The following is a 20590-nucleotide window of genomic DNA, read 5'->3' on the forward strand; positions in this document are numbered from 1 at the left end:
AAAGTAATATATTTTTCATAAGGAGCTTATTTTTATAGGTTTACATTTTCTTATAAATGTAAGAACTTCTCCTTTTTGCCTCAAGCACAAACTTTGTGTAATACTGTGCAACTTTGCACAGTATTACAGAATTTCTTCATTTTCTACATCATATAACAAAAAAACACCCCGTAATTTTATGCCGGGGTGTTTACTAAACACGCTTTAGAGTTTTTCTTTTTTTGCTTATATCAATCTATTCTGCACTATACTTTAACACCTTCACTTCTGTCCTCCTGTTTGCTTCATGTTCTGCATCTGTACAATCTACCCCATTGGCGCATTTATTCAATAATCTGTTCTCACCAAAGCCTTTGGCTACTAATCTAGACTTATCAATGCCTTTATTTACCAGATATTTAACAGCAGATTCTGCTCTTCTCTGAGATAGTCTAAGATTATAGATATCACTTCCTCTACTATCTGTATGCGAAGAAAGCTCTATTCTTAATGATGGATTCTGTTTTAAAATATTCACCAGATTATCTAAAATTCTAGCTGCGTCTGGTCTTATATCTGATTTATCAAAATCATAGTTTATATTCTTCAAAACGAATGTTTTTCCTGATTCAATATCATCTATTCCCAATTTCAAGGTAACATATAGCGTTTGACTCCGGTTTAAGCCTTTTGTAGTTACTGATTCGGTTTGTGAAAACCGTCCGGATTGATTGGCCACAATCGTATAATCAGACTGTTGCTCTAACTGGTAGATAAACTTTCCTTCTGCATCTGAAGTTTGGTTCATATTAGTATTCACTTCTGTTTTTGTTAAAACAGTATTGATACCCGCTAATTTAGAACCATCTTTGATATGTATCGTTTCTCCAATTAACGTAAATCTGGGGTCATCGTGGAGGATTTCCCGATAAATGGTATTTCCGGTCTGGTTAAAATCGGTATCTGTAATTTTGGCATTTTCTGCGGCAATCGCGTTTTTAATGCCAGATATTTCGTAAGTTCCTCTTTTAACGTCTTTAAGTCGCTCTGCCTCGCCATTTGCATTGGTTACCGAAGTATAAGTCTCGGAACCATTTTTAATATTAACTATAACTCCGCTTAGCGCTATCCCTGTTTGTTTGTCTTTTACTACAACGACTATATCTTTAAACTGTGGTACCGGAGCAACTGTTTTCGCAGGTTCTGGCTGTTTAACAGGTTCTTTTGAACGTCCTAAAATAAACTTAATACCCGCGGTTACATTTAATGTCTGAGTATGATTTTTATAATCTTGCGGAACGTCCTGGAAGTAGTTGTAAATATCAACCGGTCGTCCCTGATTTATTACTATAACATCTGTTGGATCTATGGGCTTTAACGGTTCATATTTGCGATAATGGAATTCCCCCGAATCCTTTCTGAAACTGGAACCAAAAGTATTCAGGTAATCTCCCTGTAAGAATACAGCAATAGAAGAGCTCAATTTATAAGAGAATCTCAAGCCTCCCAATCCTACCCAGGCTTTTGCATTATTTCTGGGGTTATTGGTATTCTCAAGCCTCAAATAAGTTAAGTTATTAACTGTAAGATCAGAATAATATTCAGGGAATTCCTGAAAAAGCACACCTCCTCTTATAAAAGCTTCGATATCTAATTTTGAAACAGATGCTTTATAGCTGGGTCCCAAAGTGGCCGCAAAATGACGATATCTTTTTTCATTAACGAAAGTAGGTGCAATAAATCCATTTGCGAAATGCAGTGTATCCGGATTATATCCTATATTATTTTGAAAAGCTCTTAAGTCTACACCAATACCAAATCTATTTCCTTTAAAATATTTATCTACAGCCAGACCAACCAAAGGTCCGTTCTTCGCCATACTAAGATTGCTCTTATAGCTTCCCATTGGCATTGCCACTCCACCAAAAACTATACCTTGCCATTGACCTCTTTCCTTTACCTCAGTATTTTGTCCGAATACAATATTTGTTATCAACTGAATAACTAATATCAACCATATCTTTTTCATATAACTCTCCTTCCTAAATTTGTTTATATGTTGATATCAGCAAAAGGATAAAATTGTTACCCTCTATTAGTTTATTAATAGTAGGCACATTAATTGAAATTTTCATTCTCAAAAAGACTTGTATTCCTTTATCCGTATTCTTTGTTCTTTATGATGCAAAGAACATCTCCTAACCTCATTTACGCTGTTAAATAGAATGCTTCTAAATAACTTTTGTTTACATTATTATAGAAATTTGGCTTTCATTTTTTATTAAATTCGCGGAATAATAGAAATATACATAAATTAATAATACTCAATAACATGGCATTTGATATAGACATGATTAAGAGGGTTTACGCTAACTTCCCAAGCCGTATTGAGGCTGCAAGAAATTTGGTAAACAAACCTCTTACACTTTCAGAAAAAATATTATATGCTCACTTGTGGCAAGGTGAAGCAACTGAAACTTATACTCGTGGCACATCTTATGTAGATTTCGCACCGGATCGTGTTGCGATGCAAGATGCTACTGCCCAAATGGCTTTATTGCAATTTATGCAAGCGGGAAGAGCTAAAGTTGCTGTTCCCTCTACAGTACACTGCGACCACTTAATTCAAGCTAAAGTTGGTGCAGAAGCCGATTTACAAAGAGCGACAACAGAAAGTAAAGAGGTTTTTGATTTCTTAGGTTCTGTTTCTAATAAATATGGTATTGGCTTCTGGAAACCAGGTGCAGGTATTATCCACCAGGTTGTTTTAGAAAATTACGCTTTCCCTGGAGGGATGATGATTGGTACCGACTCTCACACTGTAAATGCTGGCGGCTTAGGTATGTTAGCAATTGGTGTTGGTGGTGCTGATGCTTGTGACGTCATGGCAGGTTTACCATGGGAACTAAAATTCCCTAAACTAATTGGTGTTAAATTAACAGGCAAATTAAACGGTTGGACAGCTCCTAAAGATGTAATCTTAAAAGTTGCCGGTATCTTAACTGTAAAAGGTGGTACAGGTTGTATAGTGGAATACTTTGGTGAAGGCGCTACTTCTATGTCTTGTACTGGTAAAGGCACCATCTGTAATATGGGTGCTGAAATTGGTGCTACAACTTCTACATTTGGTTATGATGAGTCCATGGAACGTTATTTAAGATCTACTAATAGAAATGACGTTGCTGATGCTGCGAATGCAATTAAAGAACACTTAACTGCAGATCCAGAAGTTTATGCAAACCCAGAGCAGTACTTTGATCAGGTTATAGAAATTGATTTATCTACTTTAGAACCTCATTTAAATGGTCCTTTTACACCAGATTTAGCTACTCCGGTTTCTCAAATGAAACAAGAGGCTGAGAAAAATGGATGGCCTTTATCTGTAGAATGGGGATTAATTGGTTCTTGTACAAACTCTTCTTACGAAGATTTATCCAGAGCAGCTTCTATTGCAAAACAAGCGGTAGACAAAGGCCTGGTTACAAAAGCAGAGTTTGGTATCAACCCGGGTTCTGAGCAGGTTCGCTATACAGCCAACAGAGATGGTTTATTAAAAACTTTCGAGGATTTAAATGCAACTATCTTCACTAATGCCTGTGGTCCTTGTATTGGTATGTGGGATCGTGTTGGTGCAGAAAAACAAGAAAAAAACACCATCGTTCACTCTTTTAACAGAAACTTTGCGAAAAGAGCAGACGGTAACCCAAATACATTTGCTTTCGTAGCATCTCCTGAAATGGTTGCTGCTATCGCAATTTCAGGTCGTTTAGATTTCAATCCGCTTACAGACACTTTAACCAATACAAACGGAGAGCAGGTTAAATTAGATGCTCCTGTTGGTGACGAACTGCCAACTAAAGGCTTCGCAGTTGAAGATGCAGGTTATCAGGCACCAGCAGAAGACGGAAGCGGCGTAGAAGTTATTGTTTCTCCAGCTTCTCACCGTCTGCAACTATTAGACCCTTTTGCTGCATGGGAAGGCACAGATCTTAAAGGTTTGAAATTATTAATCAAAGCTAAAGGAAAATGTACTACTGACCATATTTCTATGGCTGGCCCATGGTTGAAATTCCGTGGTCACTTAGATAACATTTCCAATAATATGTTGATTGGTGCTGTTAACTTCTTTAATGAAAAAACAGATAACGTTAAAAACCAATTAACAGGTGAATATGGTCCTGTCCCTTCTACACAAAGAGCTTACAAAGCAGCGGGTATAGGTTCGGTTGTAGTTGGTGATGAAAACTACGGAGAAGGTTCTTCCAGAGAGCATGCAGCAATGGAGCCTCGTCATTTAGGCGTTAGAGCTGTATTAGTTAAATCTTTCGCTCGTATCCACGAAACTAACTTGAAAAAACAAGGTATGTTAGGTTTAACTTTTGCCAATAAAGAAGATTACGATAAGATCTTAGAAGATGACACTATCGATATCATTGGATTAACAAGCTTTGCTCCGAACACACCTCTAACTGTGGTATTAAATCACAAAGACGGCTCCAAAGAGGAAATCTTAGTTAACCATAGCTATAACGAACAACAAATTGAATGGTTCAAAGCTGGCGGTGCATTAAACATTATTCGTAGAAATGCGGCGGCAGGAAAAGCTTAATTTTTCAAATTATAAACAAAGAAGCAGGCTAAATAGCCTGCTTTTTTGTTTTCTATATATTCAGTTTCAAGTGATATTTTATAAAAAATCACTCCTTATGTAAGCAGACACAAAACATCTATTTTCCCTTCCCTAGAGTTTCTCCCTTACCACTTAAGCCCAATTATAGCATATTTCCCAATACTTGTATCATATTGTCAAAGGCTTTTTTGTGAAATTTTTCTTGTGTAATTTTCATTTAGCAGATGAGAAATCTACACATATAAACCAGAGAAATCTTATTAATTCATGGAAAGAATATACGCTACGTATTATATAGAAACACCTGTTGCAGTTGAAAAAGCAGCAGCAGTATTGGCAGGAGAACAATCATCCGGAACATTTGTATCTGTTCCGGGAGAAACTGATGAACTGAAAGAACGATTCGCCGCTAAAGTTGAACGTATAGAAATATTAGACTCTGTGAGTGAGCCTGCCATTCCCGGTCTGATGGGAAAAGGTCAATATACACGGGCGAATGTAGAAATTTCCTGGTCTATAGAGAATTTCGGATATAACCTTCCCGCTATGGTATCCACATTACAAGGAAATTTATATGAAATCACTCAATTTACCGGATTGAAATTGATGGATTTAGAGGTACCAGAATCTTTTAAACAACATTTCAAAGGCCCTTCATTTGGTGTAGAAGGTACTAGAAAACTAACAGGTGTTTATGACAGGCCTTTAATTGGCACTATCATTAAACCAAGTGTGGGTTTGTCACCGGAACAAACAGCCAGTCTGGTCAAAACTTTAATAGAAGCCGGAATAGACTTCATTAAGGACGATGAATTACTGGTCTCTTCTGCAAATTCAAAATTTGAAAATCGTGTTGATGCTATCATGGATATCATCAACAGATATGCAGATAAAACCGGAAAAAAAGTGATGTATGCATTCAACATCAGCGATGAAATTGACAACATGCACCGCCATTACGATAAGATTGTAGATTCAGGAGGAACAGCCGCCATGTTGAGTATCAATAGTGTTGGGCTTTCCGCTGCAAAGAAAATATTCGACAGGGGCCAACTTTCTATACACGCACACAGAAACGGTTGGGGAATGCTTAACAGACATCCTTTACTAGGAATAGAATTCCCGGCTTATCAAAAGATATGGCGTCTAGCTGGAGCCGATCAAATACATGTGAATGGAATTCAAAACAAGTTCTGGGAGACAGATGATTCTGTAGTAAAATCTATTAAATCTTGCCAAAAGCCATTATTGGGAGGATATTCAATTCTACCTGTCCTATCTTCTGGCCAATGGGGTGGGCAAGCTCCGGAAACTTATAGAAGAACGCAGACAACAGATTTGTTATATATGGCCGGTGGCGGAATTCTGGCACATCCTGATGGCCCAACCGGTGGTGTCATTGCACTGCAACAAGCATGGGAAGGGGCTGTTAAAGGTCTGAATATCGCCGAAATGGCGCAGATTTATCCTGAATTTGGAAAATCTGTCGAAAAATTTGCAAAGTAATGAGTATAAATCCAGGTTTAGCCTTAGCCTATTACGGTGATGATTTTACAGGATCTACCGATGCATTGGAAGTTTTAAGCAATGCCGGATTGAAAACTGTACTGTTCATCAATATCCCTGATGAGAAGACTATCCGTTCATTTAATGGTCTTCAGGCTTTTGGTATTGCAGGCACTAGTCGTGCTTTAAATCCAGTTGAAATGGAAAGAGATCTGACAGCTGTATTTAAGGCAATAAAGTTCAGTGGCGCTAAGCAAGTTCATTATAAAGTTTGCTCTACTTTTGATTCGGCCCCCAATATAGGTTCTATAGGTAAAGCTATAGAATTAGGTTTACAGGTTTTTAATCAACAACGCTTTGTACCACTTCTGGTAGCGGCCCCTCAACTAGGTAGATATTGTGCTTTTGGGAACCTGTTTGCCAGATTAGGAACCAGCAAAGAAGGAGTTATTTATAGGCTAGACAGACATCCATCGATGAGTAAACACCCAAGCACTCCAAGTGAAGAGTCTGATCTAAGATTGCACTTATCTAAGCAGACAAATTTAAGCACCGGATTGGTTGATGTTCTGGACTTAGAATTAACACAAACCGAAATTGACGAAAAGATAGATAGAGAAGTTAAGTATCATCCAATTATTCTATTTGACGGCATTAATCAACATCACTTACAAAAGGTTGGCGAAATACTTCATCGTGAAACAGAAAAGAGTAATCAGCTGTTTTCTGTCGGTTCATCTGGAATCGAATATGCTTTAAGCAGCTTTTGGAAGTCGAAAAATAAGTTCACGCAGCAGAATGTAAATGTGAACAACATCGGCCCAAAGCAAACACTTATATTATCCGGAAGCTGTTCACCAGTTACCGAAAAACAAATTAGCTACGCTTTAAAACACGGATTTAAAGAGATTTCTATCAACACATCAGAATTACTAGTCGTTGAAGATAAAGAAAATAGATTACGATTATACAGCTATGAGGCTATTGCCTATCTTAAAGAAGGATATGATGTAATTATCCATACGGCCAGAGGTTCAAATGATATTAGAATACAGGAAACAAACAGACTAATTGCCGAGCGAAGTACAACATTCAAAACATCGGAATTTTATGGGAATGCCCTGGGTCAAATTTCCAGAGAGATTATCGAACAATTTGGCAAAATAAGACTTGTCATTGCTGGCGGAGACACCTCTGGATATATCGCAAAAAAACTGGAAATTGAGGCTTTAGAAATGATTCATTCGATTGTTCCCGGCGCTCCACTGTGCAAAACCTATTCAAAACATAAAGCTATAAACAATTTAGAAATCAATTTTAAGGGTGGCCAGGTTGGTGCCCCAGATTATTTCTCAAGATTACAACAAGGAATTTAAACTAACCAAGATAACATGAAACAGAAAACATTAGGACTTGTACATACTTCTGCCACCTTAGTTCCCATTTTTCAAAATCTTTGCAAAGAGTATTTGCCCGAGGTAAATACATTTAATATGGTTGACGATAGCTTAATTAAAGATGTTATTGCTAATCAAAAATTAACTCCTACAACAGCGAAACGGGTAGTAAACCAAATTGCTTCTGCAGAACTTGCGGGAGCAGATTATATTTTAGTTACCTGCTCTTCCATTGGCAGAGCTGTTGAAGCTGCCGCCCCATTAAGCAATGTCCCCGTCATTAGAGTAGATTTAGCGATGGCAGATTTAGCCATTAAAACCGGTAAAAAAATTGGTGTAATAGCCACTCTTTCCACTACTCTAGACCCGACCTCAGATTTAGTAAGCAGAAGAGCACAAATAGCCAACAAAGAAATCGAGTTAAAATCTATCTTATGCGAAGGTGCTTTTGATGCCCTAATGAATGGCAATGCAGAACTACATGATAAAATGGTAGGCGATGCGTTGATTAAGTTAAGTCAGGAAGTAGACGTGATCTTACTGGCTCAGGCTTCCATGGCGAGGGTAGTGGATGCTTTGCCGGAAGAACACAAAAAGACACCTATTTTATCAAGTCCAGCCACCGCTATACAATACCTGGCTTCTATTATTTAAAATATTAGCATCATGGAAAAATTAAGAAAGCTTGCATTAAGTATTGGATCTTTGGCATTGTTGACTCTAATTTTCGGAATTCTTACAGATGATACGGAAATCTGGAAATCTGCGGCTATAGGCAGTGCTATAGCATTAAGTATTGGCATTGGGGCTATTAAAACTTTGAAAGGATACCAATACACCGCATGGATTATTACAGCCGTGGTTTGCGGAATGACTTATCCGGATGCCTTTCTTCAAATAGGTTCAATAGATCTCCGAAATAAATGGCTCATCTTACTGATCATCCAAATGGTTATGTTCGGTATGGGGATGAAAATGAGTATTAAAGATTTCACCGGAATAAGCAAAACGGGGAAAGGCATTGCTGTAGGTTTAATGAGCCATTTTACAGTGATGCCTTTGATGGGGCTTTTATTAACCAAGATCTTTCATTTCGAAATGGAAATTGCAGCTGGAATTATTCTGATAGGCTGTTGCTCCAGTGGGCTGGCATCTAATGTAATGACTTATATTGCTAAAGGAAACCTGGTTCTTTCTGTAACAGTAACTGCTATTACTACCATATTTGCTCCTATTATGACCCCATTTTTAATGAAAATATTAGCGGGCACCTTAATAGAAGTGAAATTCATTAACATGATGATGGAAATTATAAAAATTGTAATTGTTCCATTGAGTGCTGCATTGATTCATGATTTTCTTAAAACGGCAACTATTACTCAGGTAAAAAAAGTAAATATTGCAACTTGTATTTCTGTAATATGGCTAATTGCAGCTTCTTTATTATGGAGCAGTTTTATTAGCTGGAATTCTCCTGAAGTTTTAGAAAGTTTAGAAATAATCAACTTCTTAGCAGGCGCTATTATTGTTGGTGCACTCTATCATAAACTTTCCAGGAGGATTGTTAAACTGGATGATTTTATGCCTTATTTATCTATGGCAGGGATTATTTATTTTACGACCGTAACAACTGCGGCTGGTAGAGACAATTTATTGCAAGTTGGCTTTCTATTATTTATATCGGCAGTCATCCATAATAGTGCAGGTTATTTCTTCGGATATCTATTCAGTCGATTGCTCGGATTAAGCAAACCCGATGCAAGAACCTTGGCTTTTGAAGTTGGTTTGCAAAATGGAGGAATGGCTACGGGCTTAGCAGGAACAATGGGCAAACTAGGCACTGTTGGTTTAGCTGCAGCTATCTTTAGTCCATGGATGAACATTTCAGGCTCCATTCTGGCCAATTATTGGAAAAGGCGGGCAGAGAAAGAAAGCCTGAAAACAGAAAAAGAAAATTTGGAAGTAGCTTCTTCAAACTGACTATAAAATAAAAATGAGCCTTTCAGGGCTCATTTTTATTTTATAGTCAACCCTATTTTTTCCAGAAGTATTGCTGCATTGAAAGTCTTACAAGGTCCTTCTTTAATTTTATAGTCAAAGAACATTTCGCCTTCTTGTACTGAAATATCAAAATGGTAATTCCTAACCGATGATGGATATTCATCTTCTAAATCTGCAATTTGCAAATCATGGGTCGCTATAAAACCAGGTGTTTTCTGCTCAATCATTCGTTCAATGAAAGCTTTCGAACCCAAATATTTGTCCTTGCTGTTTGTTCCTCTTAACATTTCGTCAATTAGAATAAAAGCATCGTCATTATTTTGGGTTTCCTCCAGAATCATTTTCAACCGATCTATTTCTGCTTTAAAGGTAGAAGTACTTTCTGCCAAAGAGTCTTTAATCCGCATGAAAGTATATAAGTTAAAGATAGAAGTTTTTAAATGTGCGGCACTTACTTTGGCTCCCAGAAAAGCCAAAACCATATTCACTCCCACTGTTCTTAGAAATGTTGATTTTCCAGCCATGTTAGACCCTGTGATTACGTCAGAGGTTGGTTTATTCCGTAAGGAAAAATCATTATCAACTCTCACTACTCTTGGAATTAATGGGTGCCCAATTGCTATAGTTTCCAAGCAAAAATCATTAGAAATTTCGGGATAAACCCATTTCGGATGGTTGAGATCCAATGTACTTAGGCTAATGTAGACTTCAAGTTCAGACACTACATTAAACCCCTTTAAGATATTTTTATTATAGTTTTTATTCCAATGTAATAATTTCAAAACTTGCTTTAAATCCCATTGAAAAAGCAAATTCAGAAAAATGGCTACAACAATATTAAATCGGTAATTCAGATTGACGATAATCTTATTTAAAAGGGAAATTTGTGTATAAACTGGAATTTCGTTCCGTAGTTCTTCTTGCTTATCCTGAAGTAATTTAGATTTCCATTTATACTTCTCTATCCACTCCAAATTAATAGAATAGTTATTCAGTATCTCAGAAGCTTTTCCTATTCGTTCATGAACAGCATCTATTCTACTTTTATACTTAAAATAAATTCCGGTGTTTGCCAATAAAAACAGACCTAAAAAATTCCCCCAAAGTCCACCTAAACTAACAGAAACAATTAATAAACCTAAAGAAATAAAAGGAACTGCCTTCAAATAGATCTGCAAACTTTTAGATTCCAGAAAATGAAGCGAATCACTTAAATTATGATTAAAAAAATCGGAAACCTTATCTAGTTCCTTATTGTCCAAAGGGAACAAACGAGTTCTATAATCCAGAGTTTCTTCAGGTATTGAGGCCAATTCTATTATTGCCTCTTGCCTTAGTTCAATATTCTCTTTAGTGGTGGCATGTTTAAGCAAATTGGCCAAAAACAATTTAGCTTTAGAACTTGCCGCTCTGTTGATATAAGCATAAAGCGAATTCGTTCCAAAAATATCTAAATCATCTGTATAAGGGTGTTTAGCACTTTCAAAATCATTTCCGTTATCATAAATATTGTTAAAACTGCTTAGAGCTTGTACTTCGTTATTTAACAATTGATATTTCACCCTTTTAAAGCTTAACTCATTTTGTGCAATAACCTGCCTTTTAATTAGCCATAAAAAACAAATCGCCGCCAGTAAAAAAGAAAGTACAACAGCTGTAAAACCATAAGAAAAAAACAGGTAAATAATCAAAATGGTAGCAGCAAAAACAATTAATCTGGCAATAGAATATCTATCTACTTTACTCTTCAATAGATTTATCTCTTGCTGTAATACTTCCGCTTGCTTTATGTAACTATCTATGATTTCTCTATCTGTATTCATATTTATAGGACTCTCTGAACCGAAAGATATTACTAATATTTACAATTTTCTTTTTTTAATTTTACAAACTTGTATCAATACCTGATTTATATTATGAAGATTACCTTGCTTACGGTTGGAAAAACAGAAGATAAATATTTATTGGAAGGTATAGATAAATATGTAAAACGACTTAAACACTATATCAAATTTGAGCTTAAAGAATTACCAGAATTAAAAAACACAAAAAACTTAAGCGAAGAGCAACAGAAAAGTAAGGAAGCTGAATTGCTGCAAAAAAATTTCAGCAACACAGATTTTATTATACTTCTTGATGAAAAGGGAAGTACTTATACTTCTGTTCAATTTTCAGATTTTCTCAATAAAAAAATGATTGCCGCCACACAGCACATTGTTTTTGTTATTGGAGGCCCATATGGTTTTGATCAGTCTATATATCAAAGAGCAAATGATAAGATTTCTTTATCTAAAATGACCTTTTCACATCAAATGGTCAGGTTATTTTTCACAGAGCAGATCTATAGAGCCTTTACTATTTTAAGAGGCGAACCTTATCATCACGAATAATCATCTAACAAAAGTCAATTTCTTAAATTTTGCAGGTATCTTCTTAATTATTAACGGTAAAGTCGTTCTTTTGCATCTTTATTTAAAACAGAGTGAAAGAAACTTTTATCAAAATAACTAAACGGATTTTCGTAGGCATAGCTATTATTGTAGCTATACTCGCAGCTTTTCCTTTACTTTTTTCAAAAACCATCGACAATAAAATTTCTGCGTGGGCGAACGAGAACCTGGATGCCGAAGTAAAATTTAGCAGTATTGGCCTTTCTTTCTTTAGCCACTTCCCCTATTTAACGGTTAATGTACACGATGTAGATTTAAAAGGATCGGCTCCTTTTAAAAACGAAACGTTGTTAAAAGCCAAAGAAATTTCGTTGGGGATAAATCTGGCATCTGTCTTTGGAGAAACGTTGGCCATCAATAAGTTTTATATAGAAGATGGTTTTATCAACGTACAAACAGACAGCTCAGGTATCGCTAATTACAATATTTTTAAATCTGATTCTACAAAGAAGGAAACTCCGGAAGAAGAAAGTTCCGAAACCTCTTTGCGTATAGAATTAATAAAGATTAAGAATACACACCTGGTGTACAACGACAGATCTTTACCAGTCCTCATAGATGCCAAAGGATTTAATTATACCGGAAAAGGTAAATTATCTGATGCTGTATTTGCTCTGGCTACATCTGCTCAGATAGATTCTCTCACATTTAATTATGACGGTGAGGCATATCTGACGAATAAAAACATAGATGCCAAACTATTAACACAGATTAATACCAATTCATTGAGTTTTGTTTTCGAGAAAAATGAATTAAAAATAAACAAGCTACCGCTTACATTTACCGGAAAATTTGCCTTCATCAATAATGGCTATGATTTGGATTTCGATGTTATCAGTCAGCAAAGCAAACTGGAACACTTACTATCTGTTTTACCTCCGGGTTATCTGGAATGGGCAGATAGAACCAAAATCAGCGGATTAAGTGACATCAATCTATCTTTAAAGGGCCAGTATATTGCAGAAGAGAACAAAATGCCCGATGCTAACCTTCAAATAAAGATTAAAGATGGCAGAATTGCTTATCAGGATTTTGCGACTCCAATAGAAAATCTAGCACTGGACCTGGCGGTTTCTCTTCCAAATACAGATCCTTCCAAAGTAGTTTTAAATATGGGCAAACTGGATTTCAATTTGGGAAAAGGTTATTTCCAAAGTACGCTTAAAGTAAACGGGTTAGAACCATCTGCAATATCCGCCAGAATTAAATCGGAAATAGACCTGGAACAACTTGATCATGCTGTGGGATTAGAGACTTACGATTTTAAAGGCAAATTCCTTTTAGATGCAACTGCAGACGGAAAATACGCTAAAGGAATTGTAAAATCTGGCGTCAGACAAATAGATACTGTAATTACCAGTATTCCTGTTTTTAATTTAAAGTCCGAATTGAAAAATGGTTATTTCAAATTTACCAGTTTACCTCAGGCTGTAGAAAATATTGGATTTAAACTTTCAAGCTCTACCAAAGACAGTCTTTTGCAAAATATCCGCATCGATTTAACAGATCTAAATCTCAATGTTCTCAGTAACTACATTAAGGGGTTTATTAAAATAGATAATTTTAAAGAATTTCCGGTTAATGGAAAATTGAAAGGCCAATTTGACCTGGCTGACATTTCCAAATTCTATCCTGTAGACAGCGTTATCATTAAAGGGATGTTCCATATAGATGCTGTTGCAAATGGAAATTATCTTCCGGCAAAAAGAATCGTTCCGGTTACAAACACGAGACTTTCCATTACGAACGGATATATAAAATCTCTTACCTACCCTATTCCACTGGAAAATATTTCTGTAATCACACAGGTTTCCAGCAGTAAAGGTTCTTTTAAAGATTTGAAAGTCGATGTTCTTCCTATCACATTCTCTATTGCGAACAAACCTTTCGAACTTAAGGCAAACCTGCAAAATTTCGATAATCTCAACTATAAAATCATTTCCAAAGGTGATATAGATTTGGGTGCAATTTATAAGATTTTTGCTATTGACGGTTATGATGTAAATGGTTTTATCAGAGCCAACCTCAATCTGCAAGGTTTACAAAGTGATGCCGTTGCCGGAAACTTTAGTAAACTCAAAAATTTTGGTTCTCTGGAGATAGATAATATTAAAATCAATACAGATTTATTTCCTAAAGACTTCTTTATAAACACCGGCCGGTTTGCATTTTTTAGAGAAAAAATGCTATTTAAAACATTTAATGGCACTTATGGAGCTAGCAAATTCACTGTCAACGGTCATTTAAGCAATGTGATTAATTATATCATGAAGCCGAATAGTCTATTAACTGGTAAATTTGATCTAAGCAGCCAGTATATCAATGCCAATGAGTTTATGGCTTATGCCGATAATTCTACTACTGCGAGCAGTTCTTCAGGTTCTGGTTCAAATGGAGTAATATTGGTTCCTAAAGAATTAGATATAGACTTCAATGCAAAAATTGCTCAAATAAAATATGACGATCTGGTTTTGAAGAACTTTAAGGGAAATGTAGTTACAAAAGCCGGTAATGTGGAGATGAAAGATACTGGTTTTGACTTAATTGGAACAAAGGTGAATATGAATGCCAGTTACACTCCCGTTTCTCCAAAAAAAGCAAATTTCACATATAATATTAAAGCAGATAGCTTCGACATACAGAAAGCCTACAAAGAGATTGCTTTATTCCGGGAGATGGCTTCTTCTGCAAAAAGTGCTTACGGAATTGTGTCTTTAGATTACATTCTTTCCGGAACACTGGATGAAAACATGTATCCGGTAATGAATACCTTAAAAGGGGAAGGAACATTAAGCCTGGATAAAATCCAGTTTAAGGGATTTAAACTGATGAACAATATAGCGGCTAAAACTTCAAATAATGACCTAAAAGATGCTTCTGTGAATAAAGTCCAGATAAAATCCAGGATTGCGAATAATATTATGACCATCGAACGTACAAAGATGAAAATCGCCGGTTTCAGACCCCGATTTGAAGGTCAGGTTGGACTTGATGGTAGATTGAATATTGGTTTCAGATTAGGGCTACCTCCTTTAGGCATTGTTGGTATCCCAATAAAGGTTACAGGTAATCAGGAAAACCCAATAATTAAGTTGGGCCGACAATCTAAAGAAGATAATCTGGAAATAGACGAGGACTAGCTTATGCATCTGGGATGTGTTCTTAATTTAGCGGTAAATATCCGCTTGTACTAAAAGAATGGCATCTAAATAATTAACATTCGTACTTTAAAAATAAAGGAGGGAAATCAAATCTGATTTCCCTCCTTTATTTTAAATATCCAACGATTTTAAATTTTTCAAATACTTTATGGGTATGTGGTGCGTCTTTAAGTTCCTCTGTGAGATCCTGACCGGCCCAATGCTCATAGTGCTTTCCATTTCTCCATAACCTGCTCTCACTTACATCATAAATATTTCCTTTAAAAGCAACCCAAATCTGGGGTTTATCATTGCCATTTCTTAAAGCAAGCTGAAATTTATTGTAAACCGGATAATCTTCCATAATTAATCAATTGCGAAATTGATAAAAAAATGAAGATTTACCAATTACGCAGCCGTCTCTCTAATCGTATAATCGTAAGCTTTTAGATCTTTTTTAAGGATTTTACGGGCAACGTGAATTCTGGTTTTTACTGTTCCAATCGGAATTTGCAGATGTTCTGCAATTTCGTGGTATTTGTATCCTTCGAAGTGCATAATAAATGGAACATAATAATCATCCTGTAATTTACCTAATGCCTTCTTAACATCTTCCATCACAAATTTAGGCTCTCCTTTATTTACAGTAGAAGAAAAAGCCAGTTGAGCTGATGAAATCTCATCTGTCATGGTTACAAAAGAGTTAATCTTAACAAAACGGCGATAATTATTAATAAAGGTATTTTTCATGATGGTATATAACCATCCTTTTAAGTTGGTTCCCTCTTTAAATTTATTGTAATAAGTGATTGCCTTTAACATGGTATCCTGAACCAAGTCGTTTGCATCATCAGAATCGTGTGTAAAATGAAGCGCATGCATTCTTAGGGAAGTTGCTTGATGCATTACAAGGGTGTTAAATTCAATTCTTGTCATTTTGTTTATGTTTTAGTAGATAAATAGATATATTATTTAGAAATAATCACTCCAAAAAAGCGAGTTTAATCCAAAAAAATTTTCTCTATTTATGTATTACAAAACATAAGCCAAAAGCATTAATGTTTCATTTAATGAAAACAACAAAGAAATATGTATTAAATAACGTTCACTTCCCGTTCTAAAAACACTCCAAATTTTTTGTAAACGTCATTAATAATCACATCAGAAAAGTCATAAATCTCTTTTCCAGTGGCCCCACCATGGTTTACCAATACTAAAGCCTGGTTTTTCCAGGTACCAGTATTACCTGCTACTTTGCCCTTCCAGCCACACTGCTCAATCAACCAGCCAGCGGCTAATTTAACATAATGCTCATCTACCTGATAGTTTACTAAATCAGGGTGCTTTGCGACTAAATCATCTGCCGTTTCCTTTGAAACAATTGGATTTTTAAAGAAAGATCCCGCATTACCAATTGTAGTTGGATCAGGCAATTTAGAAACCCTGATACTGGATACAACATCCGAAATATCTTTAATACCTGGATTAGAAATACCTCTGCTTTGCAATTCTGTACTAATTGCACCATAAGATGTATTGATATTAGGACTTAAAGACAAAACATAAGTAACAGAACAGACAATGTATTTATTTTTGAACTCTTGCTTAAACACACTCTCTCTATACCCGAAATGACAGTCCGTCTTAGAAAATATTTTAAAATTTCTGGTTTCAATTTCAAAAGCTTCACAAGTTTCAAACACATCTTTAACTTCTACTCCATAAGCCCCAATATTCTGAATTGGGGAAGCGCCGACAGAGCCAGGAATAAGACTAAGATTTTCCAGCCCGGCATAACCATTTTCTACACAAAATTTAACCAGGTCATTCCAAACCATTCCAGCTCCCGCTTTCACCAAAACTTGTTCTCCTATAACTTCGGCTTCCACAAACTTAATATTCATTTTAATAATTAACCCGTCATAATCTTCCGTAAAGAGAATATTGCTTCCTCCACCCAGAATTAACCTGGGGAAATTTTTCCATCTTTCATCAGCAAACAATTCGACCAGATCTTCCTTTTGATTTATTTCCACAAAAAATTTCGCTTTTACCCTGATACCAAAAGAATTATATTTTTCAAGAGAAATGTTTTCCAGAATATTTAGCATGATATGTGTTGTGTTATCCAACGGCAAATTTAAAATTAAGATCGTACAATTTATTGGTAGAGAGAAGATTTATTGGTGTAACATTTAAACAGTTTCTTCCGTCTAAGTCTTTGTCATAGCAAAATCAAATGTTAGAATTTAATATTAATACAAATAATTTGTCGTATTTTTGACCATTCAATTAAAAAAGTCAGAAGGTTAAAAAGTTAATGTCATGACGGAACAAGACGGTAAAAAAGAAAAAATTATCGAAGTAGCATTAAAGAGGTTCTCTCATTTTGGTATAGAGAAAACCACTATGAATGATATTGCCGATGATTTGAACATCTCTAAGGCCTCGTTATATTACTATTTTCCTGATAAAAACTCTTTATTTCTTGAAGTTGCAGTAAGCATTATGTCTGAGCAATTAGATAAACAGCAGAAATCTTTAGAAAATGCCGAATCTGTTCCAGAGGGCCTCATGAATATGATAGATGCTCGTTTGGCTTTTGCAGAGCAGTTTCATATGATGAAAATTCAGGATTTACAGATAGATTATTTCTATAAGGACAAAAGATTTCTGGAATTGAGAGATAAGATTAGAGAAAAGGAGAATATCATTATAGAGAATTTCTTAGATATAAGGATAGAAAAAGGTGAATTAAAAGAAATAGATGCAGAAAAAACTGCCACCATACTGAATGATATCTTTATGGGAATTGGAGTAAACAGATTACATTTCTGTACAGGCCCCAACTCTCTTGAACTTAGCAAAGAGGTTATCAATTCTATAAGAGACAGTATAAAAGATGTTATTAACCTTGTCTATTACGGAATAAAAAATTAACAACAGAACCCCTATACTATATTAATAATGCAAAATGAAATCAATTAGATTTTTTATAACACTGCTGACTATATGCTCTTTCACCAGCATATACGCTCAACCAACACAATTAACGCTTAAAGACGCGTTAAAATATGCTTTGGATAACAACACTGCTGCTAAAAAAGCAGTTCTTGAGATAGACAAAGGAAAATTCAAAACTCAGGAAGTGAGATCGCAGGCATTACCTCAGATTACCGGTAATGCCGGCCTAACTTACAATGCGATCATTGGTCAATTAGTAGCAGATATTGGCGGCCAAACCCAATCCTTTAAAATGGGACAAGCGTGGAATTCTGTTGCTGGTGTACAGTTGTCGCAACAGCTATTTAACCAACAAGTATTTACGGGTTTGCAAGCTGCAAAATCCAGTGAAGCTTATTACAGACTGAATGCACAACTTACTCAAGAACAGGTAATTGAACAGGTAGCTAACAATTACTATCAGGTATTGGTAAACAGGCAGCAATTAAATGTAATAGACACCAACATTAAGAATGTAAAAGTGGTCGAAAAAATTATTGCTAATCAATATAAAAATGGTCTGGCTAAAAAAATTGATGTTGACCGTATCAATGTTAACTTAACCAATTTAAACACGCAAAGAGCCGAGGTTGCTAACGCTATTACGATGCTGGAAAATCAGTTAAAGTTTGCGATGGGTATGCCTATAAACACTCCAATTACGCTGCCTTCTTCTGAGCTTACCGAAGTTAATCAAAACCCAATTTTGGCCGATACCGTAAATCTATCGGCAAGAACCGAAATGAAGTTAATGGATGTACAGAAGAATTTGTTAAGCTTACAACGCAAAGCCTATATTTCTGAGTATTATCCAAACCTTTCGCTAAATGCTAATTACAATTACAACAGTCAGTCTAATGGTTTCGACTTTTTAACGTCTAACCCTAATGCTATTGGTTTTGATGCATCAGCCATAGGTTTAACCTTACGTATTCCAATTTTTAACGGTTTCTTAACTCGGTCTAAAGTAAGACAAGCCGATGTTGAAATTAAGCAATATGAAGCAGATCGTTTAGAAACGACCAACGCATTAAACATGGCTTACGAGAATGCCAAAATTCAGTTGAGGAATAGTATTAACACTATTAATTCACAAAAGAAAAATGCAGAGTTAGCCAACGAAATCTATTTAAGTACACAAAACAATTACAACAACGGATTGGCCTCATTAACTGATTTACTAGATACAGAAAATGCTTTAACACAGGCACAAAACAGCTATACACAAGCATTATTAAACTACAAAATCGCAGAGATACAGCTAATCAAATCTAAAGGTGACATTAAAACCTTAGCAGAATAAACCCAAATATTGAAGAATATAATAACAGAAAAATGAAAAGAACAATAACCATAATTGTTGTAGTAATTGCAGTGCTGGCTGCTATTGCCTATGTATTGAACAACAACAAAAAGAAAGCCCAGGAAACGACAGATTTTATTGCAAAAGGTAGTGGTGCAGTTGCTGTTAAAGCGGCTAATGTTGAACGCAAGGAAATAGACTTAGATTTTAGCGCAAACGGAACTTTCGCTCCAAACCAGGAATTAAACTTCAGCGCTGAGAACTCTGGCCGTGTAAGCAAGATTTATGTTGAAGAAGGAAGCCGTGTAAGCAAAGGAACTATTTTGGCCAGAATTGATGCTGAAATCTTAGACACAGACAGAGAAACTGCTGAAGCGACTTACCAAAATGCAGTTAGAGATTTGCAACGTTACGAAAGTTCTTTTGCAACTGGCGGAGTAACTCAACAGCAGCTAGATCAAGCTCGTTTAAATGCACAAAATGCCAAACTTCGTTTGCAACAGCAACAAAAGAAATTAAATGACGCGAATATCAGATCTTCTATTAACGGTATAGTTAACAAAAAAATGATTGAAGTCGGTGCTGTTGTAGCTCCGGGAACTCAATTATTCGAATTGGTTGATGTTTCCAAATTGAAATTAAAGGTAAACGTTAATGAAAATCAGGTGGCTAACTTACAAATTGGAGACGCAGTTCAAATCATGTCTTCAGTTTTCCCTAATGATAAGTTTTCTGGTAAAGTAACTTTTATTGCGGCAAAAGCTGATGAAACTTTAAACTTCCCTATTGAGATTGAAGTAACTAACAATGTTAAAAACAGCTTGAAAGCTGGAATGTATGGTACTGCGATATTCAAATTTCCAAAACAAGCTCCTGCAATCTTGATTCCTCGTACTTCTTTCATTGGAAGTGTTAGCAGTAACGAAGTTTATATTTTAAATAAAGAGAAGAATATTGCCGAAACACGTAAAGTAGTTTCCGGACGTATTTTGGGAGAAAATGTAGAAATTTTAGATGGTCTGAAAGAAGGAGAAACAGTAATTACAAGCGGACAGATTAACCTGACCGAAGGTACTCCTGTAGCAGTTATCAAATAAAGAGAGTTAAAGTTGAAGGTTATAAGTTTAAAGGCTAAATCAATACATCTTAATACCTGATACTTAAATCTCGATACTAATTAC

At 35.6% G+C, this 20590-nt stretch carries 15 protein-coding genes; 10 read left to right on the forward strand and 5 right to left on the reverse strand.

The window, feature by feature from the left end; genetic code table 11:
* Nucleotides 1-235: 235 nt before the first annotated feature.
* Nucleotides 236-2008, reverse strand: coding sequence for an OmpA family protein (locus tag ABWO41_RS01350; protein ID WP_353132291.1), 1773 nt, complete (start codon nucleotides 2006-2008; stop codon nucleotides 236-238).
* Between the two features lie 303 nt (nucleotides 2009-2311).
* On the opposite strand from ABWO41_RS01350, the gene ABWO41_RS01355 reads away from it, so the two are divergent.
* The 5 genes from ABWO41_RS01355 to ABWO41_RS01375 all read left to right on the forward strand — a co-directional run bounded on the left by ABWO41_RS01355 (nucleotide 2312) and on the right by ABWO41_RS01375 (nucleotide 9492).
* Nucleotides 2312-4588, forward strand: a complete 2277-nt coding sequence (locus ABWO41_RS01355) for an aconitate hydratase (RefSeq protein WP_353132293.1) — start codon at nucleotides 2312-2314, stop codon at nucleotides 4586-4588.
* A gap of 288 nt (nucleotides 4589-4876) precedes the next feature.
* The gene (locus tag ABWO41_RS01360; protein ID WP_353132295.1) at nucleotides 4877-6115 is read left to right on the forward strand and encodes a ribulose-bisphosphate carboxylase large subunit family protein; all 1239 of its coding nucleotides are present in this window, start codon (nucleotides 4877-4879) and stop codon (nucleotides 6113-6115) included.
* On the forward strand, nucleotides 6115-7491 hold the full coding sequence (locus ABWO41_RS01365) for a four-carbon acid sugar kinase family protein (RefSeq protein ID WP_353132297.1): 1377 nt from the start codon (nucleotides 6115-6117) through the stop codon (nucleotides 7489-7491). The genes ABWO41_RS01360 and ABWO41_RS01365 overlap by 1 nt, the downstream gene beginning before the upstream one ends.
* A 15-nt stretch (nucleotides 7492-7506) precedes the next feature.
* Nucleotides 7507-8166: an aspartate/glutamate racemase family protein gene (locus ABWO41_RS01370; RefSeq protein WP_353132299.1), complete on the forward strand. Its 660-nt coding sequence runs from the start codon at nucleotides 7507-7509 to the stop codon at nucleotides 8164-8166.
* A 12-nt stretch (nucleotides 8167-8178) separates the two neighbouring features.
* The gene (locus ABWO41_RS01375) at nucleotides 8179-9492 is read left to right on the forward strand and encodes a bile acid:sodium symporter family protein (protein ID WP_353132301.1); all 1314 of its coding nucleotides are present in this window, start codon (nucleotides 8179-8181) and stop codon (nucleotides 9490-9492) included.
* Between the two features lie 35 nt (nucleotides 9493-9527).
* Here the strand turns inward: ABWO41_RS01375 and ABWO41_RS01380 are convergent, their stop codons facing one another.
* Nucleotides 9528-11336 carry a MutS-related protein gene (locus ABWO41_RS01380; protein ID WP_353132303.1) on the reverse strand — a complete coding sequence of 603 codons (1809 nt, stop codon included), beginning with the start codon at nucleotides 11334-11336 and terminating at the stop codon, nucleotides 9528-9530.
* A gap of 93 nt (nucleotides 11337-11429) precedes the next feature.
* Between ABWO41_RS01380 and rlmH the strand changes: the two genes are divergently transcribed.
* Both rlmH and ABWO41_RS01390 read left to right on the forward strand, forming a co-directional pair.
* Complete coding sequence (gene rlmH, locus ABWO41_RS01385; protein WP_353132305.1) at nucleotides 11430-11903, forward strand: 23S rRNA (pseudouridine(1915)-N(3))-methyltransferase RlmH; 474 nt, start codon at nucleotides 11430-11432, stop codon at nucleotides 11901-11903.
* Between the two features lie 92 nt (nucleotides 11904-11995).
* Nucleotides 11996-15103, forward strand: coding sequence for an AsmA family protein (locus tag ABWO41_RS01390; protein ID WP_353132307.1), 3108 nt, complete (start codon nucleotides 11996-11998; stop codon nucleotides 15101-15103).
* Nucleotides 15104-15230: 127 nt separating this feature from the next.
* Here ABWO41_RS01390 and ABWO41_RS01395 read toward each other — a convergent pair whose 3' ends face one another.
* The 3 genes from ABWO41_RS01395 to murB form a co-directional block, all read right to left on the reverse strand.
* Entirely contained in the window at nucleotides 15231-15467 is a 237-nt protein-coding gene (locus tag ABWO41_RS01395; RefSeq protein ID WP_353132309.1) for a cytochrome b5 domain-containing protein, read from the reverse strand.
* A gap of 44 nt (nucleotides 15468-15511) precedes the next feature.
* Nucleotides 15512-16039 (reverse strand): RNA polymerase sigma factor, encoded by a 528-nt coding sequence (locus ABWO41_RS01400; protein WP_353132311.1) that lies wholly within the window; start codon nucleotides 16037-16039, stop codon nucleotides 15512-15514.
* Nucleotides 16040-16197: 158 nt separating this feature from the next.
* On the reverse strand, nucleotides 16198-17214 hold the full coding sequence (gene murB, locus ABWO41_RS01405) for a UDP-N-acetylmuramate dehydrogenase (protein WP_353132333.1): 1017 nt from the start codon (nucleotides 17212-17214) through the stop codon (nucleotides 16198-16200).
* Nucleotides 17215-17428: 214 nt separating this feature from the next.
* Here murB and ABWO41_RS01410 point away from each other — a divergent pair, with 214 nt between their 5' ends.
* Genes ABWO41_RS01410 through ABWO41_RS01420 form a run of 3 tightly spaced genes read left to right on the forward strand, consistent with a single transcriptional unit; the run spans nucleotide 17429 to nucleotide 20506 of the window.
* Nucleotides 17429-18043, forward strand: a complete 615-nt coding sequence (locus tag ABWO41_RS01410; RefSeq protein ID WP_353132313.1) for a TetR/AcrR family transcriptional regulator — start codon at nucleotides 17429-17431, stop codon at nucleotides 18041-18043.
* A gap of 34 nt (nucleotides 18044-18077) precedes the next feature.
* On the forward strand, nucleotides 18078-19409 hold the full coding sequence (locus ABWO41_RS01415) for a TolC family protein (RefSeq protein WP_353132315.1): 1332 nt from the start codon (nucleotides 18078-18080) through the stop codon (nucleotides 19407-19409).
* A gap of 32 nt (nucleotides 19410-19441) precedes the next feature.
* Nucleotides 19442-20506, forward strand: a complete 1065-nt coding sequence (locus ABWO41_RS01420; RefSeq protein WP_353132317.1) for an efflux RND transporter periplasmic adaptor subunit — start codon at nucleotides 19442-19444, stop codon at nucleotides 20504-20506.
* Nucleotides 20507-20590: the final 84 nt, after the last annotated feature.

This window comes from Pseudopedobacter sp. (assembly GCF_040392825.1).
GTDB lineage: Bacteria > Bacteroidota > Bacteroidia > Sphingobacteriales > Sphingobacteriaceae > Pseudopedobacter.